This is a genomic window from Streptomyces sp. GbtcB6 (genome assembly GCF_019091475.1).
GTDB classification, from domain to species: Bacteria; Actinomycetota; Actinomycetes; order Streptomycetales; family Streptomycetaceae; genus Streptomyces; species Streptomyces hyaluromycini.
In genome coordinates, this window is sequence record NZ_JAGXJL010000084.1 from 1 (window position 1) to 21,891 (window position 21,891).

22 protein-coding genes and 1 pseudogene are annotated in these 21,891 nt (G+C 70.4%); 11 read left to right on the forward strand and 12 right to left on the reverse strand.

From position 1 onward, the window contains the following. Window positions 1–475 precede the first annotated feature (475 nt). Window positions 476–1,780 carry an MFS transporter gene (locus KVT45_RS51300; RefSeq protein WP_217561353.1) on the forward strand — a complete coding sequence of 435 codons (1,305 nt, stop codon included), beginning with the start codon at window positions 476–478 and terminating at the stop codon, window positions 1,778–1,780. A gap of 10 nt (window positions 1,781–1,790) precedes the next feature. Further along, entirely contained in the window at window positions 1,791–2,162 is a 372-nt protein-coding gene (locus KVT45_RS58570) for a condensation domain-containing protein (protein ID WP_368857570.1), read from the forward strand. 202 nt (window positions 2,163–2,364) lie between these two features. On the opposite strand, the gene KVT45_RS51310 is transcribed toward KVT45_RS58570, so the two are convergent. From KVT45_RS51310 to KVT45_RS51325, 4 genes are all read right to left on the reverse strand, one after another. Then, a complete protein-coding gene (locus tag KVT45_RS51310) occupies window positions 2,365–3,123 on the reverse strand; it encodes an SDR family oxidoreductase (protein WP_308311131.1) in 759 nt (252 codons plus the stop codon). Beyond that, window positions 3,120–3,554 carry a GNAT family N-acetyltransferase gene (locus tag KVT45_RS51315; protein WP_217561357.1) on the reverse strand — a complete coding sequence of 145 codons (435 nt, stop codon included), beginning with the start codon at window positions 3,552–3,554 and terminating at the stop codon, window positions 3,120–3,122. The genes KVT45_RS51310 and KVT45_RS51315 overlap by 4 nt, the downstream gene beginning before the upstream one ends. Then, entirely contained in the window at window positions 3,551–3,967 is a 417-nt protein-coding gene (locus KVT45_RS57940) for a YbaK/EbsC family protein (protein ID WP_217561359.1), read from the reverse strand. The genes KVT45_RS51315 and KVT45_RS57940 overlap by 4 nt, the downstream gene beginning before the upstream one ends. A gap of 249 nt (window positions 3,968–4,216) precedes the next feature. Beyond that, on the reverse strand, window positions 4,217–5,800 hold the full coding sequence (locus KVT45_RS51325) for an ISL3 family transposase (protein WP_217561361.1): 1,584 nt from the start codon (window positions 5,798–5,800) through the stop codon (window positions 4,217–4,219). 84 nt (window positions 5,801–5,884) lie between these two features. On the opposite strand from KVT45_RS51325, the gene KVT45_RS51330 reads away from it, so the two are divergent. Continuing rightward, on the forward strand, window positions 5,885–6,862 hold the full coding sequence (locus KVT45_RS51330) for a condensation domain-containing protein (protein ID WP_302832685.1): 978 nt from the start codon (window positions 5,885–5,887) through the stop codon (window positions 6,860–6,862). 412 nt (window positions 6,863–7,274) lie between these two features. On the opposite strand, the pseudogene KVT45_RS57275 reads toward KVT45_RS51330, so the two are convergent. Next, a pseudogene (locus KVT45_RS57275) lies at window positions 7,275–7,605 on the reverse strand (hypothetical protein); the annotation flags it as partial. Next, the gene (locus KVT45_RS51335; protein WP_217561408.1) at window positions 7,592–7,807 is read right to left on the reverse strand and encodes a hypothetical protein; all 216 of its coding nucleotides are present in this window, start codon (window positions 7,805–7,807) and stop codon (window positions 7,592–7,594) included. The pseudogene KVT45_RS57275 and the gene KVT45_RS51335, both read right to left, overlap by 14 nt. A gap of 212 nt (window positions 7,808–8,019) precedes the next feature. Between KVT45_RS51335 and KVT45_RS57280 the strand changes: the two genes are divergently transcribed. Continuing rightward, the gene (locus KVT45_RS57280; protein ID WP_254648595.1) at window positions 8,020–8,268 is read left to right on the forward strand and encodes a TetR family transcriptional regulator C-terminal domain-containing protein; all 249 of its coding nucleotides are present in this window, start codon (window positions 8,020–8,022) and stop codon (window positions 8,266–8,268) included. Between the two features lie 169 nt (window positions 8,269–8,437). After that, on the forward strand, window positions 8,438–8,920 hold the full coding sequence (locus KVT45_RS51345; RefSeq protein WP_308311132.1) for a GNAT family N-acetyltransferase: 483 nt from the start codon (window positions 8,438–8,440) through the stop codon (window positions 8,918–8,920). Between the two features lie 257 nt (window positions 8,921–9,177). Here the strand turns inward: KVT45_RS51345 and KVT45_RS51350 are convergent, their stop codons facing one another. Further along, entirely contained in the window at window positions 9,178–9,945 is a 768-nt protein-coding gene (locus KVT45_RS51350) for an SDR family NAD(P)-dependent oxidoreductase (protein WP_217561365.1), read from the reverse strand. A gap of 47 nt (window positions 9,946–9,992) precedes the next feature. On the opposite strand from KVT45_RS51350, the gene KVT45_RS51355 reads away from it, so the two are divergent. From KVT45_RS51355 to KVT45_RS51365, 3 genes are all read left to right on the forward strand, one after another. Beyond that, window positions 9,993–10,586 carry a TetR/AcrR family transcriptional regulator gene (locus tag KVT45_RS51355; protein ID WP_217561367.1) on the forward strand — a complete coding sequence of 198 codons (594 nt, stop codon included), beginning with the start codon at window positions 9,993–9,995 and terminating at the stop codon, window positions 10,584–10,586. Between the two features lie 72 nt (window positions 10,587–10,658). Then, entirely contained in the window at window positions 10,659–11,984 is a 1,326-nt protein-coding gene (locus KVT45_RS51360) for an acyl-CoA dehydrogenase family protein (RefSeq protein ID WP_217561369.1), read from the forward strand. Continuing rightward, the gene (locus KVT45_RS51365; RefSeq protein ID WP_217561371.1) at window positions 11,981–13,045 is read left to right on the forward strand and encodes a phosphotransferase family protein; all 1,065 of its coding nucleotides are present in this window, start codon (window positions 11,981–11,983) and stop codon (window positions 13,043–13,045) included. The genes KVT45_RS51360 and KVT45_RS51365 overlap by 4 nt, the downstream gene beginning before the upstream one ends. A gap of 100 nt (window positions 13,046–13,145) precedes the next feature. Here KVT45_RS51365 and KVT45_RS51370 read toward each other — a convergent pair whose 3' ends face one another. After that, window positions 13,146–13,913 carry an SDR family oxidoreductase gene (locus KVT45_RS51370; RefSeq protein WP_217561400.1) on the reverse strand — a complete coding sequence of 256 codons (768 nt, stop codon included), beginning with the start codon at window positions 13,911–13,913 and terminating at the stop codon, window positions 13,146–13,148. A gap of 54 nt (window positions 13,914–13,967) precedes the next feature. Between KVT45_RS51370 and KVT45_RS51375 the strand changes: the two genes are divergently transcribed. Next, complete coding sequence (locus KVT45_RS51375) at window positions 13,968–15,398, forward strand: class I adenylate-forming enzyme family protein (protein WP_217561373.1); 1,431 nt, start codon at window positions 13,968–13,970, stop codon at window positions 15,396–15,398. Continuing rightward, window positions 15,391–16,521 (forward strand): thiolase family protein, encoded by a 1,131-nt coding sequence (locus KVT45_RS51380; protein ID WP_217561375.1) that lies wholly within the window; start codon window positions 15,391–15,393, stop codon window positions 16,519–16,521. The genes KVT45_RS51375 and KVT45_RS51380 overlap by 8 nt, the downstream gene beginning before the upstream one ends. 50 nt (window positions 16,522–16,571) lie before the next feature. Here the strand turns inward: KVT45_RS51380 and KVT45_RS51385 are convergent, their stop codons facing one another. After that, window positions 16,572–17,447 carry an NAD(P)-dependent oxidoreductase gene (locus KVT45_RS51385; RefSeq protein ID WP_217561377.1) on the reverse strand — a complete coding sequence of 292 codons (876 nt, stop codon included), beginning with the start codon at window positions 17,445–17,447 and terminating at the stop codon, window positions 16,572–16,574. Between the two features lie 210 nt (window positions 17,448–17,657). Between KVT45_RS51385 and KVT45_RS51390 the strand changes: the two genes are divergently transcribed. Next, window positions 17,658–18,056, forward strand: coding sequence for a carboxymuconolactone decarboxylase family protein (locus KVT45_RS51390; RefSeq protein WP_254648589.1), 399 nt, complete (start codon window positions 17,658–17,660; stop codon window positions 18,054–18,056). A 103-nt stretch (window positions 18,057–18,159) separates the two neighbouring features. Here KVT45_RS51390 and KVT45_RS51395 read toward each other — a convergent pair whose 3' ends face one another. The 3 genes from KVT45_RS51395 to KVT45_RS51405 all read right to left on the reverse strand — a co-directional run bounded on the left by KVT45_RS51395 (window position 18,160) and on the right by KVT45_RS51405 (window position 21,888). Continuing rightward, complete coding sequence (locus tag KVT45_RS51395; protein WP_254648590.1) at window positions 18,160–19,884, reverse strand: tannase/feruloyl esterase family alpha/beta hydrolase; 1,725 nt, start codon at window positions 19,882–19,884, stop codon at window positions 18,160–18,162. 406 nt (window positions 19,885–20,290) lie between these two features. After that, window positions 20,291–21,091 (reverse strand): acyl-CoA thioesterase domain-containing protein, encoded by an 801-nt coding sequence (locus KVT45_RS51400; protein ID WP_217561381.1) that lies wholly within the window; start codon window positions 21,089–21,091, stop codon window positions 20,291–20,293. Between the two features lie 8 nt (window positions 21,092–21,099). Then, window positions 21,100–21,888 (reverse strand): acyl-CoA dehydrogenase family protein, encoded by a 789-nt coding sequence (locus KVT45_RS51405; RefSeq protein WP_217561383.1) that lies wholly within the window; start codon window positions 21,886–21,888, stop codon window positions 21,100–21,102. Window positions 21,889–21,891: the final 3 nt, after the last annotated feature.

The following is a 21,891-nucleotide window of genomic DNA, read 5'->3' on the forward strand; positions in this document are numbered from 1 at the left end:
ACGCCCCATCACCGGCAACTCAGGCAACACCGCCTCCAGGCACACCCATTGCTTGTCTGTCAGATCACCGCGAGCCACCCGAAGATCGTTTCACAGTGAAGATCAACATCTCAAACACGCCCTAGTACTACAGCCGGTGTTGTCACGGTGAGTGGTCTTGTTGGCGGTAGTGGCTGATGCGGGCTCTGGTCTGGTGCCGTCGGCGCCAGCGGTTCCAGTACAGGGACAGCGGGAGACGGCCTCCTCCTACTCGTCGGTGGGGGCGTATGCGTCGGCTCCGCACGTCGGCGAGGAAGGCCAGGGCGAGCATGCACCTCATGCCGGTCGTCACGTCACGTCACGTGAACGACCGGCTGTAGTACCGGGCCGGACTCATGCAGGACGAGAAGCGGCGCCACAGCTGACGGGATCTCGGTGATGTCTGTGACTGAGGGTGGCATGGACATGGGCTGGGGGCGCTGACACCATCTGATGAATGGCCGTCGACAGTAGAACGCGTTCCTCGATCTGGCACAATCGCGGATTCCTGCTGTTATGGGGCGGCCAGACGGTCAGCGAGATGGGGACGCAGATCACCGTTCTCGCTCTGCCGTTGGTCGCCGTCGTGTTGTTGGAAGCCTCCGCGTTCCAGGTCGGCCTATTGGCGGCGGCCGAGACAAGTGCGTATCTCCTGGTGGCGCTGCCGGCCGGGGCCATAGTGGACCGAATCGCCAAGCGCCGGCTGATGATCTGGTGCGACCTCGCGCTGTTCGTGGTGATCGGCTCGGTGCCGCTGGCACACGCCGCCGGAGCGCTGACGCTCGCTCAGCTCTATGTTGTCGCACTGGTCTCCGGCGTGCTCTCCGTGTTCTTCTCAGTCGCCTACCAGGCCTATCTGCCGACGGTCCTTCACCGCGACCAGCTCATGGACGGCAACGGCAAGCTCGCCGCCTCCCGGTCGGTCGCGCAGATCGCCGGACCCAGTACGGGCGCGGGACTGGTGACGCTGGTGGGCGCCGCGGGGGCGATGGCCGCCGACGCGTTCTCCTTCGCGTTTTCGGCGTGCTCATTGTCGGCGATCCGTACCCGTGAGCCGCGCCGTCCCCGGCCACAAGCCGACAAGCGTCCCACGCTGCGGTCGCAGATCCGTGAGGGCCTCGACTATGTCTTCCGCGATCCCATCCTGCGCAACTCGGTGGCGTTCAACGGCACCGCCAACTTCTTCGTCATCATGGTGGAGACCCTCGGCCCGGTGTTCCTGATCCGCACGCTGCATCTACGGCCGGGCCTGGTCGGGCTGTTGCTGGCGCTGGGGGCCGTCGGTGGGGTAGCGGGCGGCGTGGCGGCACGGTACCTCGCCCTGAGGTTCGGCTCGGCGCGGATCAGCTGGATCTCGATGACCGTGCTGTCGCTGCCCGGTCTGCTCATCCCACTGGCCGGGCGCGGTTGGTGGGTCCTGCTGTTCGGCATCGGCTGGATCTCGTGGACCTTCTCCTCCACCGTCGCGGGCATCTCGCTGACCAGCTACCGCCAGGCCGCCTGCCCGCCGGAGATGCTCGGCCGGGTCAGCGCCGCCGCTCGCTGGATCACCTGGGGCACACTGCCGCTCGGCGGTCTGGCCGGCGGCGCGCTCGCCACCGCCTTCGGCGTCCGGACCACGTTGTGGATCGCCGTCGTCGGCGGCTGCTGCGCGGGACTGTGGCTGTTCTTCTCACCGTTGCGCGGCATGCGCGACATCCCGCTCAAGGAACCCGAACCCGAACCTGAACCCGAACCCGAAGCCGTGGCCGAAAAGCCGTGACAACACCCAGATGTCGTCAGGCCGTTCACCACGGCCGACCGAACGACCGGCGCCGCCACCAGGAACGAGTGTCCTCGGAGAACACGGCGCGGCCTACAACGTGCCACTGGCCCTCCGGCTGACCGGAAGCCTCGACCGCGATCCGCTGATCCAGGCTTTCACCGACGTCGTCGAGCGACACGAGGTGCTGCGCACCGGCTTTCTGGAAGTCGACGGCGAGCCTCTACCAACAGGTACGCGATACCGAGCAGGCCCGGCCCGTCTTCCTTGTGCGGGAGAGCGATCCGGAGCGGCTGACCGAGGATCTCGACAGCGCGGCACGCCATGTCTTCGACCTTGCCGCCGAACTCCCCGTCCGCTGCTGGCTGTTCGTGCTCGGTGAGACCGGTTCTGTCAGCGATCTCGTGAAGGCCGAGGTCAAGGGGTTGTGCCGACAGGAATGCCCTGGTCATGGGGGATGTCTGCTTATCGGCCGAGGGCGTGTTCTTGTTCTCCACCCTGCGAGGTGGCTGGTGTCGGGGAAGTTGCTCCGCCTCTTCCCTCGGCGGTCCGTGGCGTGGAACACGCCGTTACGGAGGGGGGTGTTACGGGCGCCGGACGGAAGCTGTTGTACCGGGAGTGAGTCCGAGGGCTGCCTTGGCCTGTCGGGTGCGTTCGTCGGCGAGGACTTCCGTCTCGCCCGCTTCGACGGCGGCGAAAGTCTGCTCGGCGATCGCTTCCGGGGTGTTCTTGGGGCCGGTGACATGGGCGGCCATGTCCGTGTCGATGTAGCCGCAGTGCACGCCGACGACGAGGACGCCGGTGTCGTGAAGTTCGCCGCGGATCCCGTTGGTCAGGGCCCAGGCGGCGGCCTTGGAGGCGCTGTAGGAGCCCATCGCAGGGTTGGTGAACCAGCTCGCGATGGACAGCACGTTGACGATAGCGCCGGGTGGGTTGCCTATGAGCAGCGGGGCGAAGGCACGGCACATGGCGAGCGTGCCGAAGTAGTTGACCTCCATCTCCGCACGGGCTGCGGCCGGGTCGGGCGCGGCCAGCAGGGGGCTGTCGGTAAGGACGCCGGCGTTGTTGACCAGCAAGGTCACCTCGGAGCACGTCTCGGCTGCCGCGGCCACCTGGGCGGGATCGGTGATGTCGAGGCGGACCGGGATCACGCCGGGCTCGAGGACTGACCGCGGGTCGCGGGCCCCGCCGTAGACGTGCTGTGCGCCGCGCTGCAGGAGCAGCCGGGCCATCACCTGTCCGAGCCCCCGGTTCGCGCCGGTCACCAGTGCCGTTGCCCCCTGGATCTGCATGGTTTCAACGCCCGTCTCGCCCGGCCGATTCGTCGGCAGATTCTCGATCATGTGGTGGACCATTTGAGATGAACGGCGGTCTCGTGGAACCCCAGAGTGCGGTAGAAGTCGGCCGCTCTGCGGGTCGGCACGGTCACCTCGACGTCCTTCGCCTCCCGGGCCCTCGCCTGTGCGGCCCGGATCAGCGCGGAACCCGCACCGCGGCCCCGCATGGGCTCGGCCACGGTGAGTTCGAGCAGTTCGAGGATCGTTCCGCCGGCGAACAGGGTGGGCATGCGCACCGCGAGCAGGTACCCGACCACGCACGAGTCCTGCTCGGCGACCAGGAACTCGGCGCCGCCGTCCGAGGCAGCCTCGATGATCCGCGGAAACGTGGCGCCGTCGAAGACCGCTCGATCGGGCCGGTAGCTCGTCACGAACCCGCTCAGCAGACCGTAGATGTCATCGGCGTCCGAGGGCGTGGCGTCGCGGACAGTCGTCATGCCGGCCCGTCCGCCGGGAGGCTGCCGATCGACGCCGTAGCGGCCCCTGGGACGGCGGCCATGAGCTCCGCTGCCTCGATCTCGATGCTGCTGTCGCGCCGGCCGCTGCCGCAGTGCACACGTCCCAGACTGCTGACCGTCTCGTCGAACACCACCGTCGCAGCCCGGTCCGCGGACACGGGGCACACCCCGTCCGGCTGCATCCCCGCCCGCGCCAGCCGCCCGGCATCGGCGGGAGACAAGTCGTCTCGGCGGATCCCGGCTGCGCGGGCGAGGGCGCCGTACCTCAGCCGTGCATGGCCGGGCAGCACCGCCAGCAGGAGACGGTCCTCGGGGGTGACGAATGCCAAGGTCTTGACGGTTCGCTCCAGCGGAACGCCCAACGCGGCACAGACCTCCAGAGGGCTGGTCACGTGAGGGTGCTCGTGCAGCCGGAAGGACACACCGAGCGAAGCGAGGATCTCCGGTGGACCAATGGGTGCGAGACCATTCACCCCGGCGAGATTACCGTGCACGGTACGGGAGTTGATCGCCCTTTGCGGAGCAGAAGTCGGCCACGCCGCTCCACCGGGACCCACCCGCGGTTGAAATCGCAACCAAGTGAGGGGGACGAACAGAGGCGGCCATTCAGGGTTCTGGCAGCGATCTCATGAAAGCCGAGGTCAGGGCCGTGCCAGGATGCGAGCTCGCAAGAGCGCGAAGGACGCGCGACCGTACATGCTTCTCTTGAGGAGCTTGACTCTGCAGACATGTCCTTCGACTACGCCCGAGCTGTAGGCGAGGGTAAGTCCGGCGGTGACGGCGTCGAGGTCCTGCCGGAGGAAGCCGGCGAAGGACCGGATCGACGGCTGACCGCATTGTTCGCCCTGGCGGATCCACTCGGTGAGCAGATGGCCCCGGCGGTTTCGGACGAGGTCGGCGAAGGCACGGGCGATGTTGCACGCTTCTGTGATGTCCGGGCAGGCCAGCCGGACGCGTTCCAGCTCAGCGGCCTGACGCGGTGTGAGCTTTGCGCGTGGCCGCATGATCCATCCGCTGATGGTGCGTGGGCTCGGGACGGGTGCGGGGGCAGAAACGGCGGTGCCGTCGCGCAGGGTTCGCACGTAGCGGGAGAGCGTTGAGTAGCCGCCGGAGAAGCCGCGTTCGCAGATCTGGCCGTACAACTCTTTGGCGTTGGTGTGGCCAGCGGCGAACTGGGCCTGGAGGTAGGACTTGAAGCGGTCGAGGGGCACGTTCCGTCGGTCGCGGGCTGAGGCGAGCAGAACGTCGAAGTAGGTGTCGCGGTAGCGGCGGACGGTCTTGCGGTCGAGTCCGAGACGGCGAGCGATCTCACTGATCGGGTAACCGGTCTCGACCATGCTGCTGATCACCTCGTGCCGGCGTCGGACCCGGTCCACGATCAGCGTGGTCGGTACGAGCTCCAAGGTGAGCTGCCGCGGTTGGGCTTGCCGCTGTTGTTCAGCGTATTTGCGCAGGCAGGCGCGGTGTTCGTGGCAGACCCGTTCGACAGCGAGAGACAGATTGCGCAGCAGGTGCCAGCGATCAGCCACCTCAGTGGCGCCAGCGGCGGCCTCCTTGACGGCACGGGTGTAGGCACTGGCCCGGTCCCGGCACACGACCTCGGCACCGGCATGGTCACGGAGCCAAGCGGCCAGCGTCTCGGAACTCCGGTCTGGCAGGACGTCGACGAGCTGATGGGTTTCGACGTCGACGAGGATCGTTCCGTAGCGACGGCCGCGGCGGAAGGCGAACTCGTCCACGCAGAGCACGCGTGGGGCCCGGTCGGGCACGGCCGGAGCATGCAGATGCCCGAGGAGCCGCATCCGGCCTGCTGGAACAGAGAGTTTTCGGCACAGCCGTGCCCCAGGCCGTCCACCCAGCTCGGCCGCCACGGAACGAAGCACGAAGCGCAGGCTTGAGCTGGCCCCCTGGTAGGGCTCGCTCACACCGTCAACTTGCTCAACGAACGTCCTCCGTTGGCAGGTTGGGGTATCGCAGAAGAACCGGCGGACGGTCAGCCGAACCAGCACCGGCCTGCCGGCGACGGGACAGTCGTCCAGCCGGCGACCGTAGCGGCTGTGGACCCGGCGGGATGATGCGACACCGCAGTCCGGACACGCTCTCGATGAGCATGTGCTGGACAGACGGACCAGTGTCCCGCCCACGAGCGCATCCACACACTCCACCCGCACACCACGAATCCCGGGAAAGAACACGCCCTCGGCCGATAAGCAGACATCCCCCATGACCAGGGCATTCCCGTCGACACAACTCCGTGACCTCGGCCTTCACGAGATCGCTGACAGAACTGTGAGATCGACCACGTCCTGCTGGTGCCGTCCCACCACATCGCGGTCGACGGCTGGTCGGTCGGGCCGTTGACCAACGATCTCACCACGGCGTACGAGGCACGGTGTGCGGGCAGCAAACCGGACTGGGAGGAACCGTTGCCCGCCCAGTACGCGGACTACGTGGCGTGGCAACGCGAATTCCTGGGCGATCCGGATGACCAGGACAGTCTTCAGGCACGGCAGTTGCGGTACTGGACATCCGCCCTGGCCGGGCTGCCACCCGAGTTGGAGCTGCCCTACGACCGTCCGCGGCCGCCCGTGTCGGCTCATCGCGCGGGCAGCCTCCATTTCCGGCTCGGCACCGCTGTGCAGGGCCGACTGGTCACGCTGGCCAAGGAGAGCCGGGCGACGGTCTTCATGGTGCTGCAGACGGCGATCGTGACGCTGCTCTCACGGCTCGGGGCCGGCACGGACATTCCGCTGGGCTCGGCCGTCGCGGGCCGCTCCGAGGAGGAGTTCGAGGATCTCGTCGGCTTCTTCGTGAACACCGTCGTGCTCCGTACCGACCTCTCCGGGGACCCGACCTTCCGGGAGCTGTGCGACCGGGTGCGCGACATCGCCCTTGCCGCGCTGGCCGACCCGGACGCGGTGCTCATCGCCGACGAGACCGGCGACATCAAGAAGGGCCGCAAGAGCGCCGGCGTGCAGCGGCAGTACACCGGCACCGCGGGCAGGATCGAAAACGCCCAGGTCAGCGTGTACCTCTCGTACGGGTCCCGGCTCGGGCGGACGTTGATCGACCGCGAGCTGTACCTGGGGCGGGAGTGGGCCGGCGCCGGGCCCGAGCACGAGGCGCGCTGCGCCGAGCAGGTCTTCCCGACCGAGCGAGCGCGCGCAGTGCTGACCAAGCCGGAGCTGGCCCGGCCCATGCTGGAGCGGGCGCTGGCGGCTCACGTGCCGTTCTCCTGCTTCCTGGCCGACGAGGTCTTCGGGCAGTCCCGCGCTCTGCGCGCCTGACTGGAGGAGCACCGGGTCCGCTACGTGCCGGCGGTTCCCAAGGACGAGGCACTGCCGCTGCCCGATGGGCGCACCCGGCAGGCCCGCGAGCTGTACGCCCTGGTGCCCGCCGCCGCGTTCGAGCGCCGCTCCTGCGCGGACGGAGCCAAGGGCCCGCGCGAGTACGACCGGGCGAGCGTCCACCTCGCCGAAACCGGCCACGGCCTGGAGCAGCACCTGCTGATCCGCCGGTCCACCGTGCCGAACAAGAAGAACAAGAAGACCGGTCAACTCGTATGCGAGGTCGCCTACCTCATCGGCCACGCCCACCCCGGCGCCACCCTCGCCGAGCTGATCGGCGCTGGATGGTGGAGGAGTCGTTCCAGGTGGCCAAGGGGCAGGTGGGGCTGGACGAGCACGAGGTCCGCAAGGCTGGAAGTTCGTCCTGGATGCGTTCGCGGCGGTGCGGGATCGCCAGCGCAGTACCGCGGTAGCCGCCGTCGGCCATCACCACGGTGTTGCCGACGGCGGCCTTCGCCCCGGACGGTTTCCACGCCTTGAAGTCGTTGCGGTTGCCAGGTAGAGGCCGGCCGGCTGCGAACAGGAGCGAGCCTGCGCAGGGCGGTCACGGGCTTGCCGAAGCAGTGCGGGCTCAGCCCGGTGAACGGGCCTGTCCAGGGCGGCCTCGACGTCGTGATCACACCAGCCGCATCCGGAGCGTCCCAGCTCGCTGGTCGGCTTGCGGACTCCTCACGGGCGACGATCCGCCCGCCTCCTAGTGGAGTGACGGCGCGCCGCCGTGCCCAGCAGGGCCACACCCGCGAAGCCGATCAGGAGCGTGCCCCACTCGGGCATGTGGGCTGCCCGCAGGAGGCCGGCGACACCGAAGCTCGTGCCCCATCCGGCCTCCGCGACGTCGCCGCCGAGGCCGACGTGTCCATGGGGGCCGTCCAGCGGTGCTTCCACACCAAGCAGGACATGCTGCTCTTCGCGCTGGAGCACATCACCCAGCACGTCAGCGAACGCACCAGCCGGCGCATCGCCGCCACCGCCACCCCCGAGGCCGCGTCGACCCTGCTGTCCCACACCCTGGCCGGACTCGCCCTGCTGGATGAGGAGTCAAAGGCGCAGCCCACGTCTGGCTGGCCTTCGTCGCCCATGCCCCTGCCAGCGAGAAACTGGCCGCCGTCCTGCACGACACCTATGCCAAACTCCACGACCTCGTGGTATGGCTCATCCGCTACGGTCAGGACACCCGGGAAGTCCGCAGGAACCTCGACCCGGAGTGCGAAGCACGCACGCTCCTCGCCCTGGCCGACGGCCTCACGGTCCAGGTGGTGGCAGGCCACCACTCCCCGGCCACGGCGCTGACCATCCTCCAACGCAACATCGACCACCTGCTGGAAAACCCGTCCGACCGCGACTGACGCCTCCGGCCCAAGGCGTCGGCATCGCGCAAGCCCCAGACTTACCGTCCGCTCAGAGCAGGTCGGCGGTCGGTGGCCCCACCGGGCGGCGGGGATGCGGAGCATGGCGGTTGGGGGGGGCTGCATTGCGGTGATGACGGCATCGGGCGGACCGCAGCACAATGCGCGGGTGGACAACAACGTCATCATCCGTCCTGCCGCCTCTGATGAACTCGACGTCGTCGCTGAACTTCGATGGCAGTGGATCCTTGAGAACCAGGACGTTCCCGTCACCGGGCGTGAGGAGTTCGTACGGCACTTCGTCGTGTGGGCGAGGGAGAACGCGTCGTCGCATCGCTGCATGGTCATGGTCCGCGACGAGGTGATCATCGGCATGGCCTGGTTGGCGGTCCTTCCGCGGGTGCCGAGCCCGCGCGCGCTGCAGCGGGCGTCAGGCGACCTGCAGTGTGTGTATGTCGTTCCCGCCGAACGCGATGGTGGCCTGGGCGGCATGCTCATTGATGCGGTCCTCGACCGCGCTCGGGAGCTCGGGCTCGAACGCGTCACCGTGCACTCCAGTCCTCGCGCGGTCCCGGCCTACTCCCGCCACGGTTTCGAAGCATCGCCCCGTCTGCTTCACGCCCACGTCGCCCGCACCACCTCCTATCCGTGATGGCCGAGGAGGGGTCACTTCGCCTCGCCACTACTCCCCAGTGCCCCCGAACGTCCCTCCGGATGGCGTCAGTTGGAGTCGCCTCGGTGGGGCCGCCGAACACCGACCCAGCCACGGCTCGGCCCGCGGCTTCCGACAGGGCGCCAGTGTCGCGGATGCCGCCTGGTCAAGGCCCGTCTTGCGGACCGTCTCCAGCAGCAGGACCGCGTCGGCCTGCGGGACCTGGGACCTGTCGTTTGGATCATGCCGGCGTCGCGTCACGGCATTCCGCCGTCCACCCGCAGTGTCGCCCCGCTGGTGTACGAGGACGCGTCCGACATCAGGTAGAGCGCGGCGCCCACGACCTCGCGCGGGTCCCCGATGCGTTGCAGGGCGTGTGCGCGGACTCCCTCGGCGAGCTGCTCCGGGTCCTGCTGCCAGCCGCGGGTGGCCCACGTGTCGAACGGGCCGCACATCAGCGTGTTGACCCGCACCGCCGGGCCGAGCGCCTGCGCCAGACCCTCGGTCACCGCGTTCAGCCCCGCCTTGGCGGCCGCGTACGGCACGATCGCAGGCCGCGGCCGGATCGAGCCGGTGGAGCTGACGTTGACGATCGTGCCGCCCCCGGCCTCGGCCATCCGCGCCGCGGCCAGCACGGACAGGCGGAACGGCCCCTTGAGGTTGAGGCCCACCACCGCGTCGAACATCTTCTCCGTGACCTCGGTCAGGTCGTCGTAGACGGGAGACATCCCGGCGTTGTTGACCAGCACGTCGAGCCTGCCGAAGCGCGCGTGGACGGCGTCGACCAGGCCGGGCAGCTCGTCCCAGCGGCCCACGTGAACGGCGTACGGGAGCGCCGCGCGCCCCGTCTCCTTCTCGATCGCGGTGCTCACGGCGGCGCAGGCGTCGTACTTCCGGCTGGCGACGACGACGTCCGCGCCGCAGCGGGCCGCCCCGAACGCCATCGCCCGCCCCAGCCCCCGGCTGCCGCCGGTGACGAGGACCACCCGGCCGGAGAGGTCGAACAGCTCGTCCGCGTAGCCCATGCCCGCCTCCTGGAGCGTTCTCGACTGTGAGAGTAGCGTTCTCCAATGTGGAGAATAGCATTCGGGATCGTGACGCCGAGGCGTTGCTGGACGCCGGACTGGCCCTGATGGTGACGGGCGGTGGGCGCCGGCCCCGCGTGGCCGACATCGTGGCCGCCGCGGGTCTGTCGAACGACGCCTTCTACCGCTCCTTCGCGAGCAAGGACGCCCTGGTCGAGGCCATCGTCGAGCGCGGCGCGCGCACCCTCGTCGGGTATGTGCGGCACCGGATCGCACGGGCCGCCGGGCGGGGGCCGGAGGCCCGGCTGCGGGCCGGGCTGGAAGCGGTCGTACGGCAGGCCTCCGACGCGACCCTGGCCCGGCAGACCCGGGCGGTGCTGGCCAACGCGACCGGACACGCACCCCGGGCCTCGCATGTCACCGTCGCGCTGGTGGACGCCCTGGCCGCGCTGTTCGCCCAGCCCGCCGCCGAGTTGGGGGCGGGCGACCCGATGCGCTCCGCCCGGACGGCGGCCGGTGCTGTTGTCGCGGCGCTCCAGTACTGGCTGTTCACCGAGGAGGTGCCAGGGCGCGCCGAGACCGAACACCTGGTCGGCTTCCTGCTGGCGGGAGTGTGCGCCCCGGATCCCCGCAGAGGGTAAGTCCTGTTGCTGGACGCGAGAATGCCGTTCTGTTAATTTCAGAACGGCATTCTGACGGAAGGTGGATGCGTCATGTGGGACTTCAGTACCGACGCCGCGTTCCAGGAGAGGCTCGACTGGGCCGCGCGCTTCGTCCGTGAGGAGATCGAGCCGCTCGACGTGCTGTTCCCGGGCAACGCCGAGCCCTACGACCGCGACAGCGAGGTCTTCCGGGAAGTGGTCCGCCCGTTGCAGCGGCAGGTGCGTGAACAGGGGCTGTGGGCCGCCCATCTGCCGCCCTCGCTCGGCGGCATGGGCATGGGCCAGGTGAACCTCGGTCTGCTCAACGAGATACTCGGGCGCTCCAGTTGGGCGCCGATGGTGTTCGGCACCCAGGCCCCCGACTCCGGGAACGCGGAGATCCTCGCCCACTACGCCACCGAGGAGCAGCGCAAGGAGTACCTGGAGCCGCTGCTCGACGGACGGATCGTCTCCACCTTCGCGATGACCGAGCCGACCGGCGGCGCGGACCCGGGCGGCTTCACCTGCCGTGCCGTACGGGACGGTGAGGAATGGGTGATCAACGGGGAGAAGTGGTTCGCCTCCAACTACCCGCACGCCGCGTTCGTCATCGCCATGGTGGTCACGGATCCCGACGTGCCCGTGCACAAGGGCGCGTCCATGATCCTGGTCCCGGCCGGCACCCCCGGCATGGAGATGGTGCGCGGCACGGGCATGGCCGGCGAGCCGCTCGGCGAGGGCGTCCACGCCTATCTGCGGTTCACCGACTGCCGCGTGCCCGCCGCGAACCTGCTCGGCGAGCCCGGCTCCGGTTTCCTGATCGCGCAGACCCGCCTCGGCGGTGGCCGTCTGCACCACGCGATGCGGTCGGTCGGCCAGTGCCGGCGCGCCCTGGAGATGATGACCGAGCGGATCGCCTCCCGGCGCACCCGCGGCGGCCCGCTCTCCGGCCAGCAGGCCGTCCGCCACCAATTGGCCGACACCTGGGTGCAGATCGAGCAGTTCCGCCTGCAGGTCCTGCACGCCGCCTGGCAGACGGACCGGGCGGCCGAGACCGGCGACCCGATCGACGCCCGCCGGGCCCGGCTGCACGTCTCCGGCGTCAAGGTCGCCACACCCAAGGTCCTCGTCGACGTCGCCTACCGGGCCCTGCACCTGCACGGCGCGCTCGGCGTCTCCAACGAGCTGCCCCTCGCCAAGATGTGGCACTCGGGTCCCACCCTCGGCATCGCCGACGGCCCCACCGAGGCCCACCAGGACGTCATCGCCCGGCTGCTCCTGAAGGACGCCACCCCGGCCGAGGACCCGCTCTTCGGCTCCTCGCACCTGCCCACCCGACTGGCCGCGGCGCGCGAGAAATACGCGGACCGCCTGAAGGAGACGGCGGTGACCTGGTGAGCTCCCAGGAGGCGCACGGCGCCGACAGCACCATGTCCGACCTCGACCGCCTCAACGCCTGGCCCGGCCTCACCGGCCTCCCCGGCGACGGTCCCGTCATCGCCCTCGACCCCCTCACCGGCGGGGCGCAGAACCTCCTGTTCACCCTCCGCAGGTCCGACGGCACCGAACTCGTGCTGCGCCGCCCCGGCCGGCACCTGCAGGCCGGCGCCTCCGACGCCTTCCGCCGCGAGGGCCGCGTCCTGGGCGCCCTCGCCGCCACCGACGTACCGCATCCGCACCTGCACGCCAGCGTCCAGGACGAGTCGGTGCTCGGCGCGCCCTTCTCCGTCCTGGAGAAGATCGACGGCTTCATGCCCCGAGGGCAGCTCCCCGGCCGGTACGCCGAGGACCCGGAGTGGCGGCGCACGGTCGCCTTCGCGTTCGTCGACGGCGCCGCACGGCTGGCCGCGGTGGACCCCGGCGCGCACGACCTGGCGGACCTCGGGCGTCCGGAGGGCTGGCTGGAGCGGCAGACCCCCAAGTACCTGAAGATGCTGCACGGTTACCGGACCGACCCCGCCTACCTGGAGAGCGAGAACCCGCACGTCGACACCGTCGCCGACTGGCTGGTCGCGCACGCCCCGAAACAGGGCGCGACCGGGATCGTCCACGGCGACCTGCAGTTCGCCAACGTCATGTTCGCCCACGACGCGCCACGCCTCGCCGCCATCGTCGACTGGGAGATGGCCTCCCTGGGCGACCCGCTCCTCGACCTGGCCTGGATCCTGACCGCCTGGCGTGAGCCCGGCGACCCGCCCGGCAGCGACCCCCAACTCCAGCCCTGGGACGGCATACCCTCCCGCGCCGAGCTCGTCGCGTACTACGCCGAGCAGACCGGCCGGGACGTGTCCGCGTTCCGCTGGTACCAGGTGCTTGCCTGTTTCCGGCTTGCCGCCCTCCTCGAAGGCAGCCACTCCCGCGCACTCGCCGGGAAGATGAACCGCAAGCTGGGCGAGGCGTTCCACGCCTACGCCGGCTGGCTGTGGGAGAAGTCCCGCCAGGAGATGGCGGGCGACTGATGTCGTTCGTCCGCGGCGGCGTCGTGGCCGGTCGCGCCCACGCGGCGGTAGCCGCAGTTCGATACGGCCCCGCGCCCCTTACGGGGCGCTGGAGTGCACGTTACTTAGGAGGGAACCGCAACCCCCCGTCCAAGCGGACCACTTCGCCGTTGAGGTAGCCGTTCTCGCACAGGTGCTGGACCAGGGCCGCGAACTCCTCCGGCCGCCCCATCCGGCGCGGGTGGGGCACCTGCGGTCCCCAGTACGCCTGCAGTTGGTCGGCGGCCTTGCCGTAGGCGGGCGTGAGGACGGTGCCGGGCGCGATCGACACCACCCGGATGCCGAGCGGCGACAGATCGCGGGCGGCCACCAGGGTCATCGCGCTCACCCCGCCCTTCGCGGCGGCGTACGGGAGCTGGCCGACCTGTCCCTCGTAGGCCGCGATCGACGACGTCATCAGCATCACACCGCGTTCGCCGTCCTCCCGGGCGTGCGCGGTGCGGGCGATGGCCGCGGCGGCCAGGCGCAGGACGTTGAACACGCCGGTCAGGTATACGTCCACCGTGGTCCGGAAGGCGGCGAGGCCCAGCGGCGACCCGTCCCTGCCGACCAACCGCCCGCCGGCCGCCGGCCCGCCGTGGCAGTCCACCGCCGTACGGAACTCGCCCTCCTCCGCGGCCGCTTCTACCGCCGACGCCACCGAGTCCTCGTCGGTGGCGTCCGTGCGGACGTACCGCACCCCCAGCTCCTCCTGAAGGGCCTTGCCCTTGTCGTCGGCCAGGTCGGCGACCACGACCCGCACGCCCGCCCCGTGCAGCCGCCGTACCGTCGCCTCGCCCAGACCGCCCGCGCCGCCGACCACCAGGGCCGAGGAACCCTCGATGAGCATCGTCATTCCCCTCTCTTGCTAGTGAGCCTCTGAGTGTATGAGAATGGCATTCTCATGAACATAGCCGTGATCCTGGAAATGGCCGCCTCCGCGGGGGACCGGCCGGCCGTCACCGAGGGCGGCCGTTCGCTCTCCGCCGCCGAACTCCAGCGCCTCGCGCGTCATGCGGCCGACCGCTTCCGTGGCCGCCCCGCAGTCCTCTACCTCGGTGTGAACCACCTTGCCTACCCCGTCGCCCTGTTCGGCGCGGCCCTGGCCGGAATCCCCTTCGTCCCCCTCAACTACCGGCTGGGGGAGGAGCAGTTGGTGGCCCTGCTGGAGCGGCATCCCGGCGCCGCGGTACTTCGCCCGGAGGACCTCGACGCCCTCCTCACCGCGTCCGGCGAAGCCGTGTGGCAGTCGGCGCCCGACGACCGGGACGCCACCGCCGTCATCCTCTACACCAGCGGAACCACCTCCGCGCCCAAGGCGGCACTGCTGCGCCACCGCCATCTGCTCGCCTACGTCTTCAACACGCAGGACTTCGGCTCGGCGGGCGCGGACGACGCGACCCTGGTGGCCCTCCCGCCGTACCACGTGGCCGGGTTGATGAACCTGCTGACGAACCTCTACGCGGGCCGCCGGATCGTCTACCAGACCTCCTTCGGGGCGGCGGACTGGCTGGCCACGGTGCGCCGCGAGCGCGTCACCCACGCCATGCTGGTGCCGACCATGCTCGCCCGCATCACCGCCGAACTCGGTGAGAACCGGGCCGAGACGCCCACCCTCCGCAGCCTCGCCTACGGCGGGGCGCGCACCCCGCGCCCGGTGGTGGAGCGGGCGCTGCGGCAGTTCCCGGAGACCGGCTTCGTCAACGCGTACGGTCTCACGGAGACCGCGTCCTCCATCTGCGTCCTCGGTCCCGACGACCACTGGCAGGCGCTGGTCTCCGAGGATCCGGCCGTACGGGCCAGGCTCGGCTCGGTCGGCCGCCCGCTGCCCGGGATCGAGGTCGAGATCCGGGACGAGGACGGCAAGGTGCTCGAACGAGGAGCGACAGGGCTTGTCTTCGTGCGCGGCGAGCAGATCTCGGGGGAGTACACCGGGACCCGGGCCCTGGACGACCGGGGCTGGTTCGCCACCCGCGACCGGGGCCGGCTCGACGACGCGGGATACCTGTTCGTCGAGGGGCGCGCCGACGACACGATCATCCGCGGTGGCGAGAACATCGCTCCCGCCGAGATCGAGGACGTACTCCTCCAGTACCCGGGGGTGCGGGAGGCCGCCGTGCTCGGTGTCGCCGACCCGGAGTGGGGGCAACGGCTGGTGGCCGTCCTGGTCGGCTCCGGAGACCCCGCGGACATCCGGGCCTTCGCCCGTCGGCACCTGCGCTCCTCGAAGACGCCCGACCTCGTCGTCTTCCGCCCCGAACTGCCCCGCACTCCCACCGGCAAGCTCCTGCGCCGCACCCTCGTAGCCGAACTGGAGGAGACCGCCGATGCCTGAGGCCGTTCTCGTCACCGCCCTGCGCACGCCGATCGGCACCGCGTTCAAGGGCACCCTGCGCAGCACCACCGCCTACGAACTGGCCGACCGTATCGTCGCGGCGGTCGCGGAGGGGCTTGACCCCGACCTCGTCGACGACGTGGTGCTCGCCGAGTCCCACTACGGCGGCGGGGTCGTCGCCCGGCACTCGGCCCTCACCGCCGGGCTGCCCCGCGTCCCCGGCCTTGCCCTGAACCGGCACTGCGCCGCCGGACTCGCCGCCGTACAGACCGCCGCGGCCTCGATCAGGGCCGGCATGGACCGCCTGGTCGTCGCCGGCGGAGTCAACTCCACGTCCACCGCGCCCAGGTTGTCCTTCCAGGACACCGAACGCTGGGTGCCGCCCACCCACCCGGACCGCCCCGACGCGCCCAACCTCGCCATGTCGATCACGGTGGGCTGGTACACGGCCGTCCAGGAGGGCATCGGGCGCGAGGAGATGGACGCGTGGGCGCTGCGCTCGCACCGCAACGCCGTACGCGCCCAGGACGAGGGCCGCTTCAAGGACGAACTTGTGCCCGTCGAGACGCCGTACGGCCCCTTCGAGGCCGACGAGTACCCGCGCCGGAACACCAGTGCGGAGCGCCTGGCCGCACTCAAGGCGCTGCACCGGGAGAGCGAGGGCTTCTCGATCACGGCCGGGAACGCCTGCGGAGCCAACGACGCGGCGGCCGCCCTGGCGGTCGCCGACGCGGGGCTCGGGCTTCCCGCGCTGGCCCGGGTGCGCTCCTGGGCCTCCGTGGCCCTGGACCCGGCCGAGACCGGGCTGACCCCCGTGCACGCCATCCCCAAGGCGCTTCAGCGGGCCGGGATGTCGCTCCGGGACGTCGACCTCTTCGAGATCAACGAGGCGTTCGCCGTCGTACCGGTCGCCGTGATCCGTCGCCTCGGCCTCGACCCGGACGCGGTGAACGTCAGCGGCAGCGGCTGTTCCCTGGGCCACCCCGTGGCCGCGACCGGTGCACGCATGGTCGTCACCCTTGTCCACGAACTGCGCCGCCGGGGCGGGGGAGTCGGCGTGGCCGCGATGTGCGCGGGCGGCGGCATGGGCTCCGCCCTGGTACTGGAGGTGCCCGCGCCCTGATCCTGCCGGGGCCCTCACCGACGAGCCGTCCGTCGGTGAGCCGGCCCTGGTCAGTCCCGGTGACGGCTTGGACCGCTGTCGTAGTCACCCTCCAGCACGGCGCCCATGCGCGGCAGCACGGCATCGGCGAACGGGGTGTTCACGCCCGTGTCCCGACCCAGTTCCTGCGCCGCCGCGAGGTCTTTGCGGGCCAGCGCCTCGATGTAGTCGGCCTGCGCGCGGATGGTGCCCGCGGCGTCGAGGTGGTCGTGCAGGAGGAACAACTGGGAGGTGCCGCCGGCCACCGCCGACTCCAGCACCTCGATCAGCTTCCGCGGGTCGACGCCTCCTCGTACGGCAAGCTGTACGGCCTCCCGCACCACTGCCCAGCTCGCATAGGTCACGACATTGCGGGCGATCTTGGTGACCATGCCGGAACCCACCGGGCCGCAGTGCACCACTGCCCTGGAGAAGGACTCCAGCACCGGCCGCACCCGGTCGACCACCTGCTCGTGCCCGCCGACCATCGTCACCAGCAGTCCGTCGCCCGCCTGGGTCACACCGCAGTCGAGCAGGGTGGCACCGTGCTGCTCGGCCAGCTCGGTGAACTCCCGCACAGCGGACAGCGCCACCGTGGACAGCAGGACGATGACCAGCCCCGCTCTGGCCGCGCTCAGCAGCCCCCGCTCACCCGCGAGGACCTCACGGACCTGTCCGGCATCCACCACGGCCACCAGGACCACGTCACTGGCGCGCGCCACGTCGGCAGGCGAGGCAAGTACCGGACCCACGCCGTCCAGGGAATCGGCCGCATCCGGACGGACATCGAAGACCGACAGAGGCAGTCCCGCCCGGGCGATGTTCCTCGCCACCCCTGAGCCGATCATGCCCAGCCCGATGACACCGGCCGTGATCGTCTGCCGGGAAACCGCACGCGTTTGTGCCATCACTGAAGCCCCTTCATCCCTGGTCGGCCAACGTTAGGCAGCGTGTGCGGGCCGCCGGGGGCGCTGTCCCTCTCAGCGGGACACCGGCTGGGGCGCCGAAGCCGTCCAGAACTACCGTGCACGGGCCGCTCGTCGGCTGTGCCGACGACGGCGACCCGCGCCACGGCGGCGCGCGACAACCACCGCGAAGCGACATGGAGGAGTGCGCAGATGACGACGAACGGCGACGAGCGGTGGAACCGCGGCACCGAAGCCATGGACGCCGTCTACGGAGAGGGATTCTCGGCGACGTACTACCCCATCCCACGGGAGAAGCCCTACCACCGAGAGACCGTGGACCATCTCTTCGGCGACATCTGGTCGCGTCCCGGCCTGTCGGTGCGCGACCGCAGACTCCTGGTGATCGGAGTGACGGCGGCCCTCGGCCGGGGCGACCTGATCCGCATCCAGGCCCTCGGGGCCCTGCGCAACGGCGAACTGAGCCCGGAAGAACTGCGCGAGGGCGTACTCCAGCTGGCCTTCTACACCGGGTGGGGCAACGCCACCAGCGTGGACCGGGGCATCGAGGACGCCATCGCCGATCACGAGAAGGAACGGGCCCGGGAGTAGACACGCTCCCCGGCACCACGGCCTTGGTCTCACGGGTTGATGGCCCGGCCTCAAAGAGGCCGGGCCATCAACCCGTGAAACCTGTCCGGTCAGTTGGTAAGGGTCAGTTCTTGCCCTTGGTGACGACCCACTTGCGGCCCACCCAGTTGCCGACCGTCTCGTAGCCGGAGCGGAAGGAGCCGAGCCAGTTGAGCTTGAGGTCGGCCTCGGCGGTGGACTTGACGGGGGTGTAGCTGCTCGCGTCGGTGGCGGAGCCGCCCGTGGTGTTCTTGGCGTAGTACGGGAAAGGGTAGGCGGGGCGGGAGGCGGTGGTGTTCCCGCTGCTGTCGACCGACTTGGTCGTCAGGCTGTCGGGGGCGTCGCCCTTGGTGACCCAGTCGGTGATCGCGGTCAGTGCGTCGAAGGTGTTCGGGCCCTCGCCGCCACCGCAGTGCGCGACGCCGGGGAGCAGGAACAGCCGGGCGAAGCTCTCGGTGGCCGCCTCGCCGCCGATCACCTTCTCAACTGCCTTGTAGTAGGCCATCGTTCCCACGGCCGGGATGTGCTGGTCGCCAAGACCGTGCCAGAGGATCAGCTTGCCGCCGGCCTTCTTGAACGCGGTGAGGCCGGGGTCGGTGGCGTCGTACATGCCCTCGTTGGGCCCCATGACCTTCTTGTAGTAGGCCGCCGTGAACTTGATGTCCTTGTACGTCAGGGCCGGCTGCGGGCTGTCGAAGATCTGGTAGCGCAGGGTCTCCCGGACGAAGCTGATGTCGCCGCTGGCACCGGTGGCGGTGGCCGGGGTGATGATGCCGGCCCAGTTCAGTTCGGAGCCTCGCAACTGGTAACCCGGGTAGAGGAGTTGACCATGTTCATCGGTGGGTCCGGCGTAGATGCGGCGCAGGGTGGTGACCTGGTCGGCGGTCAGGCAGTAGGCGTCGGACGTCGACGTCTGGCCGGTCTTGCACTGGATGGTGCCGGGGTCCCAGGTGCAGCTCAGCGGGTCGGCGATGATGCCGTCGGCGGGGGCGCCGCAGCCCTTGAGCACGGCCTTGTGCAGGTCCGCGAGGTCGGCGTTGGTGATGGTGGCCGGGCCGCCGTCGAGGTACACGGACTGGGCGGTCCAGGCGTGCGAGAAGGTGTTGAGGGCGGTGAAGTTGTTGGCCGGGGCGCCGGCGATGATGCCGTCGAAGTCGGTCGGGTAGCGCTGGGCCTCGGTCAGGCCCTGGTGGCCGCCCTGGGAGCAGCCGTCGAAGTAGGAGTGGCTGGCTGCCTGACCGTAGTACTGCTTGATGACGGCCTTGGCCGCCTGGACCAGTTCGTGGTCGGACTTGTAGCCGAAGTCGGCGCTCAGGGTGGGGTCGGTGGAGAAGAGGCCGCCGCCCACCTGGTGGCCCTCGTCGCTGGAGGCGACGGCGAAGGCGCCGCTGGTCAGCGGGACGCAGCCGGCGGAGGCGGGGGCGTTGGTGACGGTGGCGCCGCCGCACAGGCCGCCGCAGCCGAGCTGGAGGTAGTCGGCCTGCCAGCCGGTCTCGGGCAGCTTGATCTCGAAGTGCAGCTGAGGGGCGATCACGCCCTTCACGTCGCAGGCCGCCCAGCTGCCCAACGTGTTGCTGCTCGCAGCCAGTTCGGTGGCCGAGGTGATCTCGAAAGGCACACTTGGAACGGCGCTGGCCAGGTCCAGTCCCGCCACGCTGGCGCAGGAGATGGCCGGTGCGATCCCGGAGGCCGTGCCGCTCGCGGCGAGCGCGGCGGCCGAAGCGGGCGTCTGCGCGCTGCCGGTCTGCGCGTTGGCGAGAGCGAAGCCCGCCCCGGTCACGAGTGCGAGCGCGGCTGCCAGGGTGGCCATGAAGGAAGCCGACATCCTCCGACACCATGTGGAGAGCATGGGCATGCTCGATCTCCGTTCGATTGCTGAGTCAGCGCGAGTGACAGTCGGACCGAGGTGCGCGGTGACCCGGTCGATACGCCTGGCCCAGCGCACGCCCCTGATGGGGCGCAGCCTCCCGGCCCTTGTCAGCTGCAACGTCAGTGGCGTGGTACGGCGATGAACATAGTCCTGTGACCGATGCGGTCACAAGATTCGTCAACGAAATTGTCGACGATTGATGGTGAGGTGAGATCGATTCCGGCCAGAGCAATAGCAGCGCCCTCGAAGGGGCGCGGGTCTGTATCCATATGCGGCTCTGCCGCGTGGGCGCGACCAGCCACGACGGCGCCGCAGACGGCACATCGCGGCACTTCCAGCGGAGCGCTCAGCCGCCGAACCGCAGCAGTGCCTCCTGGGCGAACGAGGCGAGGAGCATCCCGTCCTCGTCGAGGACGTCGCCGCGCCCGAAGCACCGTCCGTGTGCGGCGAGCGGGCTGTGCTGGCGCAGCAGCAGCCAGCGTCCGGTGGTGAACGGGCGGTGGAACCAGACGGTGTGGGCGGTCACGGCCGAGGCGAACGCCCGTCCCGCGTCCGCCTGGGTGATGCCCTCCAGGGGGCGCAGTGCGGTGCCGATCAGGGTGAGGTCGGTGGCGTAGGCGAGCAGGGCCGGTCCGAGAACCGGCGGGGCCGTGGGGATGCGCGTCCACAGCTCGTACCCCGGCGGCTCGGACTTCGCGGTGTCGAGGTCGATGGCCGCCCGCGACTCCCAGGGCAGCAGCCCGAGTTCGAGGGTGCGCTCCGGGCCGGGCAGGGCCGGCGCGGGGTCCACCGTCTGCCGGTCCGGCCCCTCCTCCCACACGTGCAGGCTCGCGCCCGCCGTCGCCACCACTCCATGGTCCTGGCGGGCGGTGAGCCGTACGGTCGCGAAGGTGCGGCCCTGCTGGGGCACATCGGTCTCGTAGCGCACCGGTTCACCCGTACGGCCCTCACGCAGGAACTGCGTGTGCAGCGACTTCAGGCTCTTGCCGGGCGCGGCGAGACAGGCGGCCCGCGCGAACTGGGCGAGGAACTGACCGCCGAACAGTCGCCGATAAGTGAGCTGTTGCGAGCGGCCTGTATAGGTGTCGGTGCCGTGCGGGGCGAGGTCGAGGCAGCCGAGCAGGTCTTGCCACAGGTCCGTGGTCACGTTCTTCCTCACAGGTCGACGAGTCGGCGCGTCCGTCGTTCGCGCAGCAGCAACGCGCCTGCCTCACGGGTCAGTTCACGGGTCGAGCCGAGCAGTCCGTCGAGGACGAGGGCCCGTTTGACATGCCGGTGCAGCGGGTGTTCCGCGGTGAAGCCGATGCCGCCCAGGGCCTGCTGGCAGTGGCGTGCCGTGGTGAGGGCGGCCCGCCCGGCCGCGGCCTTGGCGAGCAGCGCGCCGGTGTCGTCAGCGGCCGCGCCGAGCGCCGCCTCGGCTCCCTCCAGCGCCACATGCGCCCCGGCGAGCGGGGGCCGCAGGGCCGGGAAGGAGGCGAGGGGCCGCCCGAACTGGTGCCGTTCCAGGACGTGTTCACGGGCCAGTTGGAGCATGGCGCGACCGGTGCCGAGCAGCCACCAGCCCAGCGCCCGACGCCCGGCGGCGGGCGGGACGGCCTCGCCCGTGCCCACCCGCCGCAGCGGCAGCCAGGGGTCCAGCGCGCTTGCCTCAGCGGCACCGTCCCGCGCCCACACCACCCACATCCCGCCCGCGTACGGCAGCGGCGGCGTCCCCCCGACGGGCCGCCCGGCCGCCCGCAGGACGACGTCGTTGAGGACCCCCGCCTGCGTCCCCGTCTCCCCGAGGAGCCGGAAGACCAGGGGGACGGCGGTGTCCGGTGCCTCGGCGAGCATCTGCGTCCAGCCCAGGTCCGCGAGCGCGGTGTCGAGTCCGGCATCGGTCGCGGCCGCCGTCATGGTCTTGCGCAGCGCCTCTTCCAGCAGGTCGCGTTCGGCGGTGTCCACTGC

Bases quoted from the DNA above. Each gene is read 5' to 3' on its own strand.
- KVT45_RS51370 (WP_217561400.1), bottom strand. From the start codon at position 13,913: ATGCTCATCGAGGGTTCCTCGGCCCTGGTGGTCGGCGGCGCGGGCGGT.
- KVT45_RS51390 (WP_254648589.1), top strand. From the start codon at position 17,658: ATGACGACGAACGGCGACGAGCGGTGGAACCGCGGCACCGAAGCCATG.
- KVT45_RS51375 (WP_217561373.1), top strand. From the start codon at position 13,968: ATGAACATAGCCGTGATCCTGGAAATGGCCGCCTCCGCGGGGGACCGG.
- KVT45_RS51300 (WP_217561353.1), top strand. From the start codon at position 476: ATGGCCGTCGACAGTAGAACGCGTTCCTCGATCTGGCACAATCGCGGA.
- KVT45_RS51350 (WP_217561365.1), bottom strand. From the start codon at position 9,945: ATGGGCTACGCGGACGAGCTGTTCGACCTCTCCGGCCGGGTGGTCCTC.
- KVT45_RS51395 (WP_254648590.1), bottom strand. From the start codon at position 19,884: ATGGCCACCCTGGCAGCCGCGCTCGCACTCGTGACCGGGGCGGGCTTC.
- KVT45_RS58570 (WP_368857570.1), top strand. From the start codon at position 1,791: ATGTCGTCAGGCCGTTCACCACGGCCGACCGAACGACCGGCGCCGCCA.
- KVT45_RS51380 (WP_217561375.1), top strand. From the start codon at position 15,391: ATGCCTGAGGCCGTTCTCGTCACCGCCCTGCGCACGCCGATCGGCACC.
- KVT45_RS51315 (WP_217561357.1), bottom strand. From the start codon at position 3,554: ATGACGACTGTCCGCGACGCCACGCCCTCGGACGCCGATGACATCTAC.
- KVT45_RS51325 (WP_217561361.1), bottom strand. From the start codon at position 5,800: ATGGGGGATGTCTGCTTATCGGCCGAGGGCGTGTTCTTTCCCGGGATT.
- KVT45_RS51310 (WP_308311131.1), bottom strand. From the start codon at position 3,123: ATGATCGAGAATCTGCCGACGAATCGGCCGGGCGAGACGGGCGTTGAA.
- KVT45_RS51360 (WP_217561369.1), top strand. From the start codon at position 10,659: ATGTGGGACTTCAGTACCGACGCCGCGTTCCAGGAGAGGCTCGACTGG.
- KVT45_RS51385 (WP_217561377.1), bottom strand. From the start codon at position 17,447: ATGGCACAAACGCGTGCGGTTTCCCGGCAGACGATCACGGCCGGTGTC.